14 protein-coding genes, 1 tRNA gene and 1 pseudogene are annotated in these 14,593 nt (G+C 55.0%); 13 read left to right on the plus strand and 3 right to left on the minus strand.

Going from position 1 to position 14,593, the window contains the following annotated elements; genetic code table 11:
- The 13 genes from mnmG to msrA all read left to right on the plus strand — a co-directional run.
- The coding region (gene mnmG / locus ACILP4_RS09250; protein ID WP_395620436.1) for a tRNA uridine-5-carboxymethylaminomethyl(34) synthesis enzyme MnmG at nt 1-1,492 on the plus strand (1,492 nt) is incomplete at its 5' end.
- A complete protein-coding gene (gene rsmG, locus ACILP4_RS09255) occupies nt 1,489-2,157 on the plus strand; it encodes a 16S rRNA (guanine(527)-N(7))-methyltransferase RsmG (RefSeq protein ID WP_395620437.1) in 669 nt (222 codons plus the stop codon). The genes mnmG and rsmG, both read left to right, overlap by 4 nt.
- Nucleotides 2,154-2,933, plus strand: coding sequence for a ParA family protein (locus ACILP4_RS09260; protein WP_395620438.1), 780 nt, complete (start codon nt 2,154-2,156; stop codon nt 2,931-2,933). The genes rsmG and ACILP4_RS09260 overlap by 4 nt, the downstream gene beginning before the upstream one ends.
- Entirely contained in the window at nt 2,930-3,862 is a 933-nt protein-coding gene (locus ACILP4_RS09265) for a ParB/RepB/Spo0J family partition protein (RefSeq protein WP_395620439.1), read from the plus strand. Before ACILP4_RS09260 ends, ACILP4_RS09265 begins: the two co-directional genes overlap by 4 nt.
- A 173-nt stretch (nt 3,863-4,035) precedes the next feature.
- Nucleotides 4,036-4,875: a cytochrome b/b6 domain-containing protein gene (locus ACILP4_RS09270; RefSeq protein ID WP_395620440.1), complete on the plus strand. Its 840-nt coding sequence runs from the start codon at nt 4,036-4,038 to the stop codon at nt 4,873-4,875.
- Nucleotides 4,872-5,645, plus strand: coding sequence for a molybdopterin-dependent oxidoreductase (locus tag ACILP4_RS09275; RefSeq protein WP_395620441.1), 774 nt, complete (start codon nt 4,872-4,874; stop codon nt 5,643-5,645). The genes ACILP4_RS09270 and ACILP4_RS09275 overlap by 4 nt, the downstream gene beginning before the upstream one ends.
- 71 nt (nt 5,646-5,716) lie before the next feature.
- Complete coding sequence (locus ACILP4_RS09280) at nt 5,717-6,097, plus strand: VOC family protein (protein ID WP_395620442.1); 381 nt, start codon at nt 5,717-5,719, stop codon at nt 6,095-6,097.
- 13 nt (nt 6,098-6,110) lie between these two features.
- A complete protein-coding gene (locus ACILP4_RS09285; protein WP_395620443.1) occupies nt 6,111-6,617 on the plus strand; it encodes a prolyl-tRNA synthetase associated domain-containing protein in 507 nt (168 codons plus the stop codon).
- Nucleotides 6,614-7,459, plus strand: a complete 846-nt coding sequence (fghA, locus tag ACILP4_RS09290) for an S-formylglutathione hydrolase (RefSeq protein ID WP_395620444.1) — start codon at nt 6,614-6,616, stop codon at nt 7,457-7,459. Before ACILP4_RS09285 ends, fghA begins: the two co-directional genes overlap by 4 nt.
- A 53-nt stretch (nt 7,460-7,512) precedes the next feature.
- Nucleotides 7,513-7,586 (plus strand) — tRNA-Gly (locus ACILP4_RS09295).
- Nucleotides 7,587-7,597: 11 nt separating this feature from the next.
- Complete coding sequence (pabB, locus tag ACILP4_RS09300) at nt 7,598-9,349, plus strand: aminodeoxychorismate synthase component I (protein ID WP_395620445.1); 1,752 nt, start codon at nt 7,598-7,600, stop codon at nt 9,347-9,349.
- A gap of 67 nt (nt 9,350-9,416) precedes the next feature.
- On the plus strand, nt 9,417-10,619 hold the full coding sequence (locus ACILP4_RS09305; RefSeq protein ID WP_395620449.1) for a pyridoxal phosphate-dependent aminotransferase: 1,203 nt from the start codon (nt 9,417-9,419) through the stop codon (nt 10,617-10,619).
- 9 nt (nt 10,620-10,628) lie between these two features.
- Nucleotides 10,629-11,330: a peptide-methionine (S)-S-oxide reductase MsrA gene (gene msrA, locus ACILP4_RS09310; RefSeq protein ID WP_395620446.1), complete on the plus strand. Its 702-nt coding sequence runs from the start codon at nt 10,629-10,631 to the stop codon at nt 11,328-11,330.
- Between the two features lie 77 nt (nt 11,331-11,407).
- On the opposite strand, the gene lpdA is transcribed toward msrA, so the two are convergent.
- The 3 genes and pseudogenes from lpdA to sucA all read right to left on the minus strand — a co-directional run.
- On the minus strand, nt 11,408-12,817 hold the full coding sequence (lpdA, locus tag ACILP4_RS09315; RefSeq protein ID WP_395620447.1) for a dihydrolipoyl dehydrogenase: 1,410 nt from the start codon (nt 12,815-12,817) through the stop codon (nt 11,408-11,410).
- A 12-nt stretch (nt 12,818-12,829) separates the two neighbouring features.
- Entirely contained in the window at nt 12,830-14,062 is a 1,233-nt protein-coding gene (odhB, locus tag ACILP4_RS09320; RefSeq protein ID WP_395620448.1) for a 2-oxoglutarate dehydrogenase complex dihydrolipoyllysine-residue succinyltransferase, read from the minus strand.
- Between the two features lie 10 nt (nt 14,063-14,072).
- Nucleotides 14,073-14,593, minus strand: a pseudogene (gene sucA / locus ACILP4_RS09325) (2-oxoglutarate dehydrogenase E1 component); the annotation flags it as partial.

Consider the following 14,593-nt stretch of genomic DNA (forward strand, 5'->3'; position numbering starts at 1 on the left):
TTTTCTTCCAAATGCCCCGACACGCGTTGCGGGCTTGGTTTTGGGGGATGGTTCTATCATCACCTCTGCCGCGGTGGTTTTGGCCACCGGAACCTTTCTGGGCGGTAAGCTATTTCGGGGCGAAGAGAGGCTCGAAGGTGGCCGGGTAGGCGAAGCATCTGCCATATTATTATCGCAGCAATTGCGCGGCGCCGACCTACCCATCGCGCGGTTAAAAACAGGCACGCCGCCGCGTCTGGATGGGCGCACGATTGATTGGTCGCAGTTGGAGATGCAGCCCTCTGATGACGATGATTGGACGATGTCATCGATGCGTCCGCGTCGGTCTGTACCGCAATTATTCTGTGCGATGTCCCGCACCAATGCCCAAACACACGATATCATCCGGTCTGGTCTTCATCGCTCTCCACTATTTGGTGGCGATATTGAGGGCAGGGGCCCGCGTTATTGTCCGTCGATTGAAGATAAGATTTTCCGGTTCGGCGATCGTGAAGGACATCAGGTGTTTCTGGAGCCTGAAGGCCTCGACAGCCATTTGATCTATCCCAATGGCATATCAACATCGCTGCCCACCGATATTCAGGCTGCGATGGTCCGATCCATGACTGGCCTCGCGCAATGCGAGATTGTCGTACCAGGCTATGCGGTGGAATATGACTATATTGACCCACGCTGCTTGGATTCCAGTCTCGCGGTGCGCGGATTTGAGGGTCTGTATTGCGCGGGGCAGATTAATGGCACCACAGGTTATGAGGAGGCGGCCGCGCAAGGCTTGGTGGCCGGGATGGGCGCGGCGTCGAAGATTTTGGCACAGCCTATGCCGCCCATCGACCGCACCAATAGCTACATTGCGGTGATGATAGACGATCTAACGCTGCAAGGCGTGACCGAGCCTTATCGTATGCTCACGGCGCGGGCGGAGTATCGTCTACGCTTGCGCTCCGACAATGCTGGGTCACGGCTTACGCCTTTGGCCATTTCAGTTGGTGCGGTCGGCGATGAACGCGCGCGCCATTTCCAAGATCGGCTTATGCAGCAAAGCGAACTTCAGCACAGGTTGCAGAAAGCCGTGAGCGCCGATGTCCTGATCAAGCAGGGTATTTCTGTGAAGCAAGACGCTGGCAAAATGTCCCTGTTCGATTGGCTGCGCTTTCCCCAGGTATCGATTACCCAATTGATGGAATTGGATGACGTTGCTTGGCCGCGCGACCTGATCATGGAGTTGGAACAAGACGGTCGCTATGCACCTTATTTGGCACGACAAGAGGCCGAGATAAATGACATGGCGGCCAATGAACAAATTCAATTGTCGGCGCTTATGGATTATCGGGCCATATCCGGATTGTCGCACGAAATGGTGGAGCGGCTCGAGGCGTCACGGCCTGAAAATTTGGCAGCTGCATCGCGGATCAGGGGTATTACGCCCGCTGCTCTTGCCGCCATTCTCGTACACGCCAAGCGCGCCAAAATGGCTGTAGCACAAGCGGCATGACTGAGAGCGAAGCCATAGCTTGGTTGAAAACCCAGCTGCATGTTTCACGTGAAACATTAGATGCCCTCGACACATTTGTGGCATTTCTGAAGCGAGAGGCCGAGAGCCAGAATTTGATATCTGCTTCAACCTTAGATCATATATGGTCGCGCCACATCGTCGATAGCGCGCAGTTGCTGCTGTTTACCGATAGTTCTGCGCCACAGAGTAATTGGCTCGATTTGGGATCTGGCGCTGGCTTTCCGGGATTGGTCATTGCGTTGCTGACCAAACATCATGTGACTTTAGTGGAATCGCGCGCGCGCCGAATCGATTATCTGCAAAGAGCGGTTGAAATGCTTGATCTCACGCACCGCGTGCGTGTTGCCGGCGTCACATTGGAGCGTCTTGAAACCGCGCCTTACTCGGTCATTAGCGCCCGTGCCTTTGCACCCTTACCGAAATTGTTTGATCTTGCCGCGCGCTTTGCGACAAATAACACTTTGTGGCTCTTGCCAAAGGGGCGTAATGCAAAAGCGGAGTGGGACGGCGCGCAGGCTATGTGGGACGGAAATTTCCGCACCATGGACAGTGTAACAGACCAAGAGGCGGGTATTCTTGTGGGTAGATTATCGGGGAAACGCAAGAAGCGCACCATCTTTGAAACACAGGGGCAAGAGGAATGATCCGAATAGCGGTAGCCAATCAGAAAGGTGGTGTCGGAAAAACAACCACCGCCATCAACCTGGCCACGGCGCTTGCGGCAAGTGGCTGGCGTTGTGTGTTGGTTGATCTCGATCCCCAGGGAAATGCTTCGACCGGACTTGGCCTTCAGCAGGCGCAGCGCGTGCATAGCAGCTATGATTTGTTGCTCGGCGACGCGTCCTTGAAAGATGCCGCCATTGCCACGCTGATCCCGAATTTGGATGTGGTGCCGGCCACCGTTGATTTGTCCGGCGCTGAAATCGAGCTTGTCGAATATGAAGATCGCACAGGACGACTGAAGGCGGCGTTCGATAAATCAGACGCGCATTGGGACATTTGCATCATAGATTGCCCCCCTTCGCTCGGGCTTATCACGATTAATGCGTTGGTTGCGGTCGACTCGCTTCTCGTCCCGTTACAATGCGAATTTTTCGCGCTTGAGGGGTTAAGCCAACTGCTGCAGACCGTGGAGCGTATCAAGGGTGGCTTTAATCCGGCGCTGTCGATATTGGGCGTTGCGCTCACCATGTATGACAAGCGCAACCGGTTGACGGAACAAGTTGCTGACGATGTACGCAGCTGCTTGGGCGATTTGGTGTTTGATACGGTGATTCCGCGCAATGTGCGCTTGTCAGAAGCCCCCAGCCATGGACTTCCTGCTTTGGTCTATGACCACCGCTGCGCGGGATCCGAAGCCTATATGAAACTTGCACGAGAATTGATTGGCCGCCTGTCGGCCCGGGAGTTAGCAGCGTGAGCAACGATAATCCGTCCGAAAAGTCGCCCTTGAAGAAGAAAATGGGCCTTGGCCGAGGCTTGGATGCCCTGTTGGGCGAAGCCCTGCGGGGCGACAATGTTTCTGGAAATTCTGCCGCAGACCGAGATGCGCGTAGCCAAGGCGTGACCAGTTTATCGGTCATCGACATTCGCCCCAACCCCAATCAGCCCCGGCGGCATTTCTCCGATGAGAAACTGGATGAACTGGCGGCCAGCATTGCACGGCACGGGATTATTCAACCCATCGTTGTACGGCCCTTCCAAGGCGGATATCAAATTGTAGCTGGTGAGCGCCGTTGGCGCGCAGCCCAGCGCGCGCAGTTGCACGATTTGCCTGCAATCGTTCGAAATTTTGACGACACCGAAACGGTCGAGATTGCCCTGCTTGAAAATATCCAGCGGCAGGACCTGAACCCGATTGAAGAGGCGGAGGCTTATAAAAAGCTAACGGAACTTTTTGGGCACAGCGCGGCTGAATTAGCTGATCTGGTACATAAGTCCCGCAGCCATGTCGCAAACATGATGCGCTTGCTGGATTTGCCACCGACGCTGCGTGATCTTGTGACCGAAGAAAAACTCAGCATGGGGCATGCGCGCGCGCTGCTGGGCAGTGACAATGCCGTCGAGCTTGCGATGCTGGTCATTAAAAACGGTCTTTCCGTTCGGGCGACCGAAGCACTTGTGCAGCAGGAGCGTGCGCCAAAAGCGAAGAATTGCAAAGCCTCTGGGGCAAATGTCCCGGAAAATGCCGACATCCGCGCCGTCGAGACGCATCTTGGCGATCTTTTGGGGTTGAAGGTCCGAATAGCGCAAAAAAATGCGACGGGCGCCGGCGAAGTGACGTTCGAATATGGCAGTTTGGACCAATTGGACATGCTCTGCCAGCGGCTCACGGGCGAGAAGTTTTAATTGTCTGACAATGATGGCTTTTGCATAGCTGCCCTTTGCACCGCGGCATTAAGCTTTTAATAACTTTAGTGTTTTAGTGCATGTTATACTGTCGCCAATTTGGTTAGCTATATTGGCATGAGCCCGGTTGCTGAAAAGCACAGGGCCGCATAAGCTATCGTCAGGAGTCGTCTATGGAAGCAGCGCCTGAAATAGCACAGAAAATGGTCAAGCGGCACGCTCTGTCCACGCGAATCTGGCACTGGCTGAATGCGTTCGTCGCGATGATATTGCTGATGAGTGGTCTCATGATCTTCAACGCCCATCCGCAGCTATATTGGGGCGATTTTGGCTCACGCGAAGATTATGCATGGCTGCAAATTGACGACACGCGCACCACGGGTTTTGTAAGAATCGGAAGCACCTCCGTTGAAACAACGGGCGTATTGGGGCTGTCTTTGGATGCGAAGGAGAATGTGCGTCGTGTCGCTTTTCCTGGATGGGCGACCATACCCACAGGGTATGATTTGGCCGCCGCGCGGCGTTGGCATTTTGCCTTTGCTTGGGTTTTCGCGTTGGGCTTGACCGCCTTCATGTTCATGTCGCTCGTCAACGGCCACATCCGAAAGGATTTGCACGTGCGGCGTGCGGAATGGAACCCGCGTGCGCTCTGGAATGACGTCAAAAACCATGCGCGGCTTCGTTTTGGCGATGATTATAGCGCAAGCCACTATAATATAATGCAAAAATTTAGCTATATCGGCGTGATATTCATACTACTTCCTCTGTTGATTCTGACCGGCATCACAATGTCTCCTGCGATGAACGCGGCTTGGCCGTGGTTGTTGGATGTATTCGGTGGGCGGCAGTCGGCACGGTCACTGCATTTTATCGCTGCCGCCTTGATGACCCTGTTCGTGGTCGTGCACTTGATCATGGTGCTGCTGTCCGGTCCATTTAACGGCATAAGGTCGATGGTTACGGGGCGGCATGTGACGACGTCGAAACCTGAAAAAGCGGCGGACCTGGCATGACAGATAATCGCAAATTCTTCCGACGCCGTGACCTTTTGCGCGGCGCAACTTTGGGCAGTAGTGCGCTGATACTCGGCGGCTGTGATGCGATGAATGAAAATGCAACTTTTCGATCCGCACTGCGCGGTGCGGAGAGGCTCAATCAGCTAACCCATCGCACTTTAGCGGACCGTGCAACTCTGGCACCCGAATTTGCGCTGTCGGACATCTCGCCCATATTTAAAACCAATGGGTCGCTGACGGGGACATCGACGGATTATTTGGCACATCTTCAGAACAATTTCGCAGACTGGCGGTTGCGTATTGATGGCATGGTCGCCAATCCACTCGACATCGGCTTGGATGCGCTGAGGGAAATGCCCGCGCGCACCCAAATCACGCGACATGATTGTGTGGAGGGGTGGAGCGCGATTGCGCAATGGCAAGGCACGCCGCTGCGCCTGTTGCTGCAACAGGCGCAATTGTCGCCGCGCGCCAAATATATCGTCTTTCACTGTGCGGACAATTACGGCGCGCGTCCTTATTATGAATCGATTGATATGATCGACGCCTTTCATCCGCAGACTATATTGGCATGGGGCATGAATGGAGAAACCTTGCCGGTAAAATATGGCGCCCCTGTCCGCTTACGGGTCGAACGACAGTTGGGATATAAGCATGCCAAATATGTCATGCGCATTGAGGCGACCGATGACTTGTCAAAATTCCACGGCGGAAAGGGTGGATATTGGGAAGATGTCGGTGATTATGAATGGTATGCAGGAATCTAGACTTGCGCACCCGCGCGGTTAATGGAAAAGCCCTTGGGAATTGTGGTATTTGACTCAAGGGAGAAACGAATATGTTTAGTCACATGATGGTCGGCAGCAACGATATTGCCCGTTCAAAGAAATTCTACGATGCGACCTTTGCCGCCATGGGCGGGAAGCCCGCGATTCAAGATCCAAAGGGTCGCCTCATATATATTCACAATGGCTCCATGTTCATCGTAACGAAGCCAATCGACGGTAACACCGCAACACATGGCAATGGCTGCACTATTGGCTTTGCCATGACGCCAGATCAAGCCAATGCATGGCATCAGGCTGGCGTCGACAATGGTGGCGAGGCGATTGAAGACGCGCCCGGCATTCGCGAAGGCGGCGGCATGAAAATGTATCTCGCTTATTTGCGCGACCCCGATGGTAATAAGCTGTGCGCTTTGCACCGCGTCACTGACTGATACGGCATTTGCCATGATCGATGCCGAAGCGCAGCTTTATAATGACTTTGCTGCGCTCGGCGTCGCCTATAAAGTCTATGAACATCCCGCCGTGTTTACTGTGGCTGAGAGTAGCGCCCATAATGATGCCATTCCTGGGGCGCATACCAAGAACTTGTTCTTGAAGGACAAGGCCGGGGACTATTATCTCGTGACCGTTCCGGCAGAAGCGCGTGTTGACCTAAAGGCGTTGCCGGCTGCGGTTGGATGCGGCCGTGTCAGCTTTGGCAAGGCCGAGGATATGGAGCATTTGTTGGGCATCACGCCGGGGTCGGTCACCGCCTTGGCTGCGATAAATGATTCCGCTGGCGCCGTGCGGTTCGTGCTTGATCAAACGTTGATGGCATCGGAGCTTATCAATTGCCACCCGCTGCGCAACAATGCGACGGTTGGGCTGGCGCCCGATGACCTTGTTCGGGCGCTGACCTTTTGGCGTCATCCACCCCTGATTAAATCTATCCCAATATTGGAGTCAGCATGACCTTAGAAACTGTGTCCACCAACGTGGCTTTTGGCGGCGTTCAAGGTGTGTATCGCCACGCTTCGGCCGCCACCGGCACCGACATGACCTTTTCGGTCTATGTGCCTCCTCATGAAAAGGGTGCGGTGTTACCTATCGTCTGGTTTCTGTCGGGTCTGACATGCACCCATGCCAATGTGACTGAGAAGGGCGAGTTTCGCCGTGCATGTGCGGAACTTGGTTTGATCTTTATCGCGCCGGACACCAGCCCGCGTGGTGAGGGCGTTCCTGACGATGCAGAAGCCGCTTATGATTTCGGTCTTGGCGCGGGCTTTTATGTGGATGCTACACAAGCGCCGTTTGACCAGCATTATCGCATGCGCGACTATATCGAAAATGAACTTCCCGCCATCATTGCGGCGCATTTTCCCGCCGATATGCAACGGCAAGCGATTATGGGGCATTCGATGGGCGGACATGGCGCGTTGACCATCAGTCTGCGAAACCCGGGACGGTTCCGTTCGACATCCGCGTTTTCGCCGATTGTATCGCCATTGAGCTGCCCCTGGGGTGAAAAGGCGCTGGGCGGCTATATCGGGCAAGACAGGGCCCAGTGGCGCGCTTATGACAGCGTTGCGTTGATTGCTGACGGTGCCCGCTTGCCTGACCTTTTGGTTGACCAAGGGGGTGACGACAATTTTCTGGAGGCACAGCTCAAAACGCATTTGCTAACCGAGCAGTGCGCCGCGGTTGGTCAGCCAGCAACCATCCGCATGCAACCAGGATATGACCACAGCTATTACTTCATCTCAACCTTCATGGGCGAGCATCTTACTTGGCATGCTGAACGCTTGAAAGGCTAGGATTTTGGGCATTGGCAAAATCCTATCCTACAGGATAAAATGGCCAAAATTGCGCGGGTGTAGCTCAATGGTAGAGCAGCAGCTTCCCAAGCTGAATACGGGGGTTCGATTCCCCTCACCCGCTCCAGTCACCACACTATGATCCCAACAGAGGCACCTTTCGTTCTGCTCGATGATGCGCGGACGCACGGCGCATCACCTGCACGGTTGTATACAAATCCGGTTGAAGTTCTGACCGCCCATGATGGTGATGCGCTAAGCGCGCTCCTCGTTTCGCTTCGGCAGGCGCGGCAAGACGGCCTGCATGCGGCCGGATTTTTCGGCTATGAGGCAGGCGCGCATCTCTTGCCGGGCCTGACGCCTGCGCCATCCGGATTGTTGGCATGGTTTGGATTATTCAAAGATTTCAGTATTATATCTGCAGATGCCGTGGCGTCAGTGCTGCCTGACCCTGCAGGCATCTGGCTGTCTGAGCTTCGTCCAGCTATATCGCGCGCCGACTATAGCCGGGCCTTTACCACGGTGCAGGAATATATCCGTGCTGGGGATATCTATCAGGCCAATCTGACATTCCCGTTGACCGCCGATTATGCGGGAGATCCGCTCGCATTATATGCCGCGTTGCGCGCCCGCGCGCGTGCTGGATATGGCGGTGTGATCTGGACCGGGCAGACACATTATCTATCTTTCTCTCCGGAGCTGTTTTTCGCATTGAAAGACCAAAGGATCACGACCAAACCCATGAAGGGGACGGCGCAGCGGCGGATCGATCCGGCGGCGGATGCACAAGCTGCCGAACATCTGCGCACAGACCCAAAGCAACGGGCCGAAAATCTAATGATCGTAGATCTGTTGCGAAATGACTTATCGCGCGTCTGTGCTGCAGGCAGCGTAAAGGTGCCGGAACTTTTCCATATCGAAAGCTATCCCACAGTGCACCAGATGACCTCTACGGTCACTGGTTTGCTGCATGACGGGGCAGACGCCGTTGATGTTATACAGGCGTTGTTTCCCTGCGGCTCCATCACCGGCGCGCCCAAAATCCGCGCGATGCAAGTAGTCGAAGAGGTCGAAGCGGCACCACGCGGCATATATTGCGGCTCCATCGGCCGGATAGATGACAATGGTGACGCGGCATTCAACGTTGCTATTCGCACATTCACGGTGTGCGCAGAAACACAGTCCCTCTCGCTTGGCTTAGGATCTGGCGTGGTGGCGGATTCCATGGAAGCAGATGAATGGGCCGAATGTTTGGCCAAAGGGGATTTCGCTAAAATAGAAAATCGTGATTTTGATCTTATCGAAACGATGCGGTTTGAACCCGCAGCGGGTATCTTGCGGTTGGAACATCATCTTGACCGGATGGCATCCAGTGCGGCGGCCTTTGGCTTTGAATGTGACCGGCACCAACTGCGCAACCATTTGCAGGAAAGTATTTTCAACCTCGACCGTCTTTCCAAAATACGCTTGATGGTGTCGCGACATGGCGCGCAAGCCGTTGAGATTCGGCCGTTGGAAGATGTGACCGAGTGGCGGGTTGGCCTAGTGCCGTTGCCCGTTGATGCAGGTGATTTCCGGCTGCGACATAAAATGTCCGACCGCACCTTTTACGATGACGCACGCAGGGGGCGGCCCGATTGTGATGAGGTGGTTTTTGTAGGCACCGATGGCTTGCTTACCGAGGGCAGCATTACTGCCCTGTTTGTTGAGCGCGATGGCAAGTTGTTAACTCCGCGACTGGAAACCGGGTTGTTACCTTCCATATTGCGGCGCGAACTGATTGAGTCTGGAAAAGCGTTAGAAGCCGATCTGAGGATAGACGATCTGTCAGATGGCTTTTGGGTCGGCAACAGCCTGCGGGGATTGATACGGGCCAATAGGGTTGCGTAATTTTTGATGAGCCATTAGGGGCAGACACGCAATTTCTGTTCAATAATTCCGCGAAAGTATGATGATGATTGACCGTTTGTCGGCTGCCCTCGGGCGGATTGCTCCTTCTGCTACGCTCGCCATGTCCGGCCGTGTGATTGACCTGAAATCTCAGGGGATTGATGTCATCGGGCTGTCTGCCGGGGAGCCGGATTTTGACACGCCGGACTTCGTCAAGGACGCGGCCATTCAAGCAATCCGCGACGGGATGACGAAATATACTGCCGTCGACGGCATCGCGCCGCTCAAGCAGGCCATCATCGCCAAGTTCAAGCGCGATAACAATATCGATTATTCGCCGAAGCAAATCACGGTCAACTCGGGCGGCAAGCACACTTTATTCAACGCACTCGTTGCCACGATCGACGCCGGCGATGAGGTGATCATTCCTGCGCCTTATTGGGTAAGCTATCCCGACATTGTGCAATTTGCCGGCGGCACACCCGTCATCATCATGGCCACTGCCGCGCAAGATTATAAGATAACGCCGGAACAGCTTGATGCTGCAATTACGCCAAAGACGCGTTGGCTCATCTTGAATTCGCCTTCCAACCCAACCGGTGCGGCTTATGATGCGGAGGAACTCAAGGCGTTGGGTGAAGTGCTACTGAAACATCCGCATGTCCTGCTGCTGTCCGATGATATGTATGAGCATATCTGGTACGCGCCCAAGCCGTTTGCGACGATGCTTCAAGTCTGCCCAGACTTGTATGACCGCACGCTGACCATGAATGGCGCTTCCAAATCTTATGCGATGACGGGGTGGCGGATTGGCTATGCAGGGGGACCGGCCTGGCTCATTAAGGCCATGGCCGATTTGCAGTCGCAGTCGACCAGCAACCCTTGCTCGATCAGCCAATATGCTGTCCTGGCGGCTTTGAACGGCCCACAAGACTTCCTGCGCGAACGTAACATTGCATTCCGCGAGCGTAGGGACCTTGTAGTGACGATGTTGAATGACGCGCCGGGGCTAAGCTGCCCGACCCCCCAAGGTGCCTTCTATGTCTATCCTGATGCGACTGGCGTGATGGGTAAGAAAACGCCGCAGGGCAAAATCATTCAAACCGACGCTGACCTCATCGATTATTTCCTCGATGAATATCGCGTTGCCGCGGTACATGGTGGGGCCTTTGGTCTGTCGCCAGGTTTCCGGATTTCTTATGCCACATCCGCGGACATATTAAAGGAAGCGTGCCTGCGTATTCAAGCAGCCTGCGCGGCCCTGACCTAAAAGCCCATCATGAAAAGTCGGCACAGCGCTGCTAAACGCCTAATTCGCACGCTGAATGTCGTCCTGCTGCTTGGCCTTGTGACTGCATGCGGGTCCGACGTTGGAACGCCAATTGGCAACGCGCATGCTACTGAAGGTCTGCGCATAGCTGCACCTGCCGCCCGCATTGTCGAACCTAAAACACGACAGGTCGCTGTATTTGCAGGTGGCTGCTTTTGGGGCATTGAGGCAGTGTTTGAGCGCGTGAGGGGCGTGACCCGCGTTGAATCCGGCTATTCAGGCGATACCAAGGCGACCGCTTATTATGGTCTTGTCAGTGCTGGGCAGACGAAACACGCAGAATCTGTCCGCATTCATTATGACCCGGCGCGCGTTAGCTATAATGATTTGCTGCACATATTCTTTTCTGTGGCGCATGATCCCACGCAATTGAATCGCCAAGGGCCCGACCGAGGCCCGCAATATCGCACGGCTATTTTCCCTAATAATGTAGCCCAGCGAAATGCAGCCAGCGCCTATATCGCGCAATTGGATAAGGCTGCTTATTGGAAGAAACCGATTGCCACAAAGATCGAACCTTTCAGTTTCTTTCCTGCCGAAACCTATCATCAGGACTTCATGGCGAAGAACCCACGCCATCCGTATATTGTCCAATGGGATAAGCCGAAGATCGCCAATCTTAACCGGCTATTCGCAAGTCGCGTGCGCTAACTATCCGCCATAGGCGGGGATAGCCCACCCCCACCAAATGGCCATTGCGGGTGCAATCTGGACCGCGTGCGCGATCATTACATATGGATTGGTTTGCCCGTTACCGCCATGGCGGCCTCTTTCAATGCTTCGGCATGCGTCGGGTGCGCGTGGCAGGTATACGCGATGTCTTCCGAGGTTGCGCCAAATTCCATAGCAGTGCACGCTTCGGCGATCATGCTACCAGCAATCGACGCAATGATGTGCACCCCAAGGACACGGTCGGTTTTTGCGTCGGCAATTACCTTCACAAAGCCGTCGGTGTCGCGGTTAGTCTTTGCCCGACTATTCGCCATCATTGGGAATTTTCCGACTTTAATCTCTCCGCCCGAAGCCGCCGCTTTTTCTTTGGCTTCCTCTTCGGTCAGGCCAACGCTCGCGATTTCAGGATAGGTATAAACCACACCTGGAATGACGTCATGATTGACGATTCCGGTCAGGCCGGCGACAAATTCTGCTGCCGCAATGCCTTCATCTTCAGCCTTGTGCGCAAGCATCGGGCCGGGGCAGACATCACCCACAGCATAAATACCGGGAACATTTGTCTGGAAATCATGGCCGATCTCAATCTGGCCACGCGCGTTGACGGTGAGCCCCGCCTTATCCAGCGCAAGGCCATCGGTATTTGCGCGGCGGCCAATGGCGACAAGGACGCAATCTGCCTCGATCGTTTCGCTAGCGCCGCCCGCTGCTGGCTCCACCGTCAATTTTGCCATGGCACCCTTCACGGTCACGCCAGTGACTTTCGTTCCGGTGCGGATGTTGAAGCCTTGCTTCTTGAAAATTTTGGCAGCTTCCTTGCGGACTTCGCCGTCCATGCCCGGCAAAATCTGATCAAGATATTCGACAACCGTAACTTGCGCGCCAAGCCGCAACCATACGCTGCCAAGCTCAAGGCCAATGACCCCGCCGCCAATCACCACCAGATGTTTTGGCACCTTTGGCAAGGCAAGCGCGCCGGTGGAATCGACGATAACTTTCTGGTCAATCTCGACGCCGGGCAATGGCGTGACTGACGATCCGGTCGCAATCATGATATTTTTTGCGGTGTAGCTTTTGCCAGCAACATCGACGCTGTTGGCTGAGGTAAAGGCCGCGCGACCCTTCAGCCAATCGACCTTGTTCTTCTTGAACAAGAACTCAATTCCGCCAGTCAGCTCACCAACAGCCTTCGCCTTTTCGGCATGCATTTGGTCGAGGTTGAGCGATACGCCCGAAAAATCGATGCCGAATTTCGCCAGCGAACCCGATTGTGCCTCATGAAACATTTCGGACGCATGCAGCAAGGCCTTGGACGGAATGCATCCGACATTCAGGCATGTGCCGCCCAATGTTTCGCGGCTTTCTACGCATGCGGTCTTCAGCCCCAATTGGGCAGCGCGGATTGCGGCAACATAGCCACCTGGACCCGCGCCAATAACGATCAGGTCGTAATCATGTTCTGCCATGGCTCGGGCTCCTTAAAGGTCGATCAACAACCGGGTCGGGTCTTCAATCGCCTCTTTGACGATCTTCAGGAAAGTAACAGCTTCGCGACCATCGATGAGGCGGTGGTCATAGCTTAGCGCCAAATACATCATCGGGCGCACCACGACTTGTCCGTCGCGCACAACAGCGCGGTCTTCAATGCGGTGAAGGCCAAGCACTGCCGATTGCGGGGGATTGATGATCGGCGTTGACATCAGGCTGCCGAAAACGCCGCCATTTGAAATGGTGAATGTACCACCGGACATGTCATCCATCGTCAACGTGCCGGCCTTCGCCTTTGCGCCAAAATCGCCAATGGCCTTTTCAATTTGCGCGAAGCTCATGGCGTCCGCATTGCGTACGACAGGCACTACAAGGCCGTTGGGGGCACTGACTGCAACGGATACGTCGAGATAATTGTGATAGACGATTTCATCGCCTTCAATCTTCGCATTAACCGCCGGCACATCGCGCGCAGCTAAGGCCACGGCTTTGGTGAAGAAGCCCATGAAGCCCAAGCGGACTCCATGCTTTTTCTCAAACAGATCTTTGTAGGTCGCACGCGCTTCTATAACCGCCGACATGTCGACATCGTTGAACGTTGTCAGCAACGCGGCTGTGTCCTGCGCAGACTTCAGGCGCTTGGCGATGGTTTGGCGCAGACGCGTCATCTTTACGCGCTCTTCCTGACGCGCGCCTGTTGCTTGCGTTGTTGGCGTAGCCGCAACGGGTGCGTCGGCAGATGCAGCAGATGCACCCTTAGCGGCAGCAACAACATCTTCCTTCGTTAGGCGACCGTCCTTGCCGGTGCCTTTGATCTTGCTTGGGTCAATGCCAAGTTCCAGCACAAGGCGGCGCACGGCGGGCGAGAGCGGCAGGTCGCTACTTTCAGCCTCGGTGGCAGGTGCTGGCGCTGGGGTGGTTGCAACCACTGGCGCCACTGCTGCGGCCGCAGCAACGGGCGCTGCGGCTGGGCTAGACGCGCCGGTTCCGGCATCAATTGATCCGATGACTGCGCCAACATTGACGGTCGCGCCCTCTTCGACGGCATAGGCACCCATGATACCTGCAACGGGCGAAGGCACTTCCACCGCAACCTTATCAGTTTCAAGGCTGGCAATCGGTTCATCGATCGCCACCGCTTCGCCTGGTTTCTTCAACCATTGACCAAGGGTCGCTTCAGTGATGGACTCGCCCAATACGGGGACTTTAACTTCAGTGCTCATAATCTAATCCTCACGCGGATGGAGGGGTGATTGGTTTTTTGCCACCTGTACGCTGGCGGCGGATTTCTTCGCGGACATTATGACCTAACGCTTCAGCGACCAGGGCGGCTTGTTCGGCCTGATGGCGCTTGGCAAGGCCAGTTGCTGTCGCGGCTGCGGCCCTGCGTCCAGCGTAACGGGAGCGCGTCGGGCCAACATTAGCTTCGGCGAGACATTCTTCCAAATAAGGATCAACGAATGACCAGCTTCCGGCGTTGCGCGGCTCTTCCTGCGCCCAAACCAGTTCTTCCAAATTGGTCATACGCTTTAGGCGAACAATCAACGGTTCCGACGGGAAAGGATACAGCTGCTCAATACGCACAATGCTGGTATTTTTGTCGCCTGATGCGTCGCGGGCTTCCATCAGGTCGTAAGCGACCTTTCCGGAGCATAATATCAGCCGTTTCACATCCTTGTCGGCAGGTGCATTCATGTCGGACAATATCCGCATGAAGTGGCTTTCGCCTTGGAAGTCCTCAGCCCTGGAAACCG

The sequence above is a fragment of the Sphingorhabdus sp. genome (genome assembly GCF_044239045.1).
GTDB lineage: Bacteria > Pseudomonadota > Alphaproteobacteria > Sphingomonadales > Sphingomonadaceae > Sphingorhabdus_B.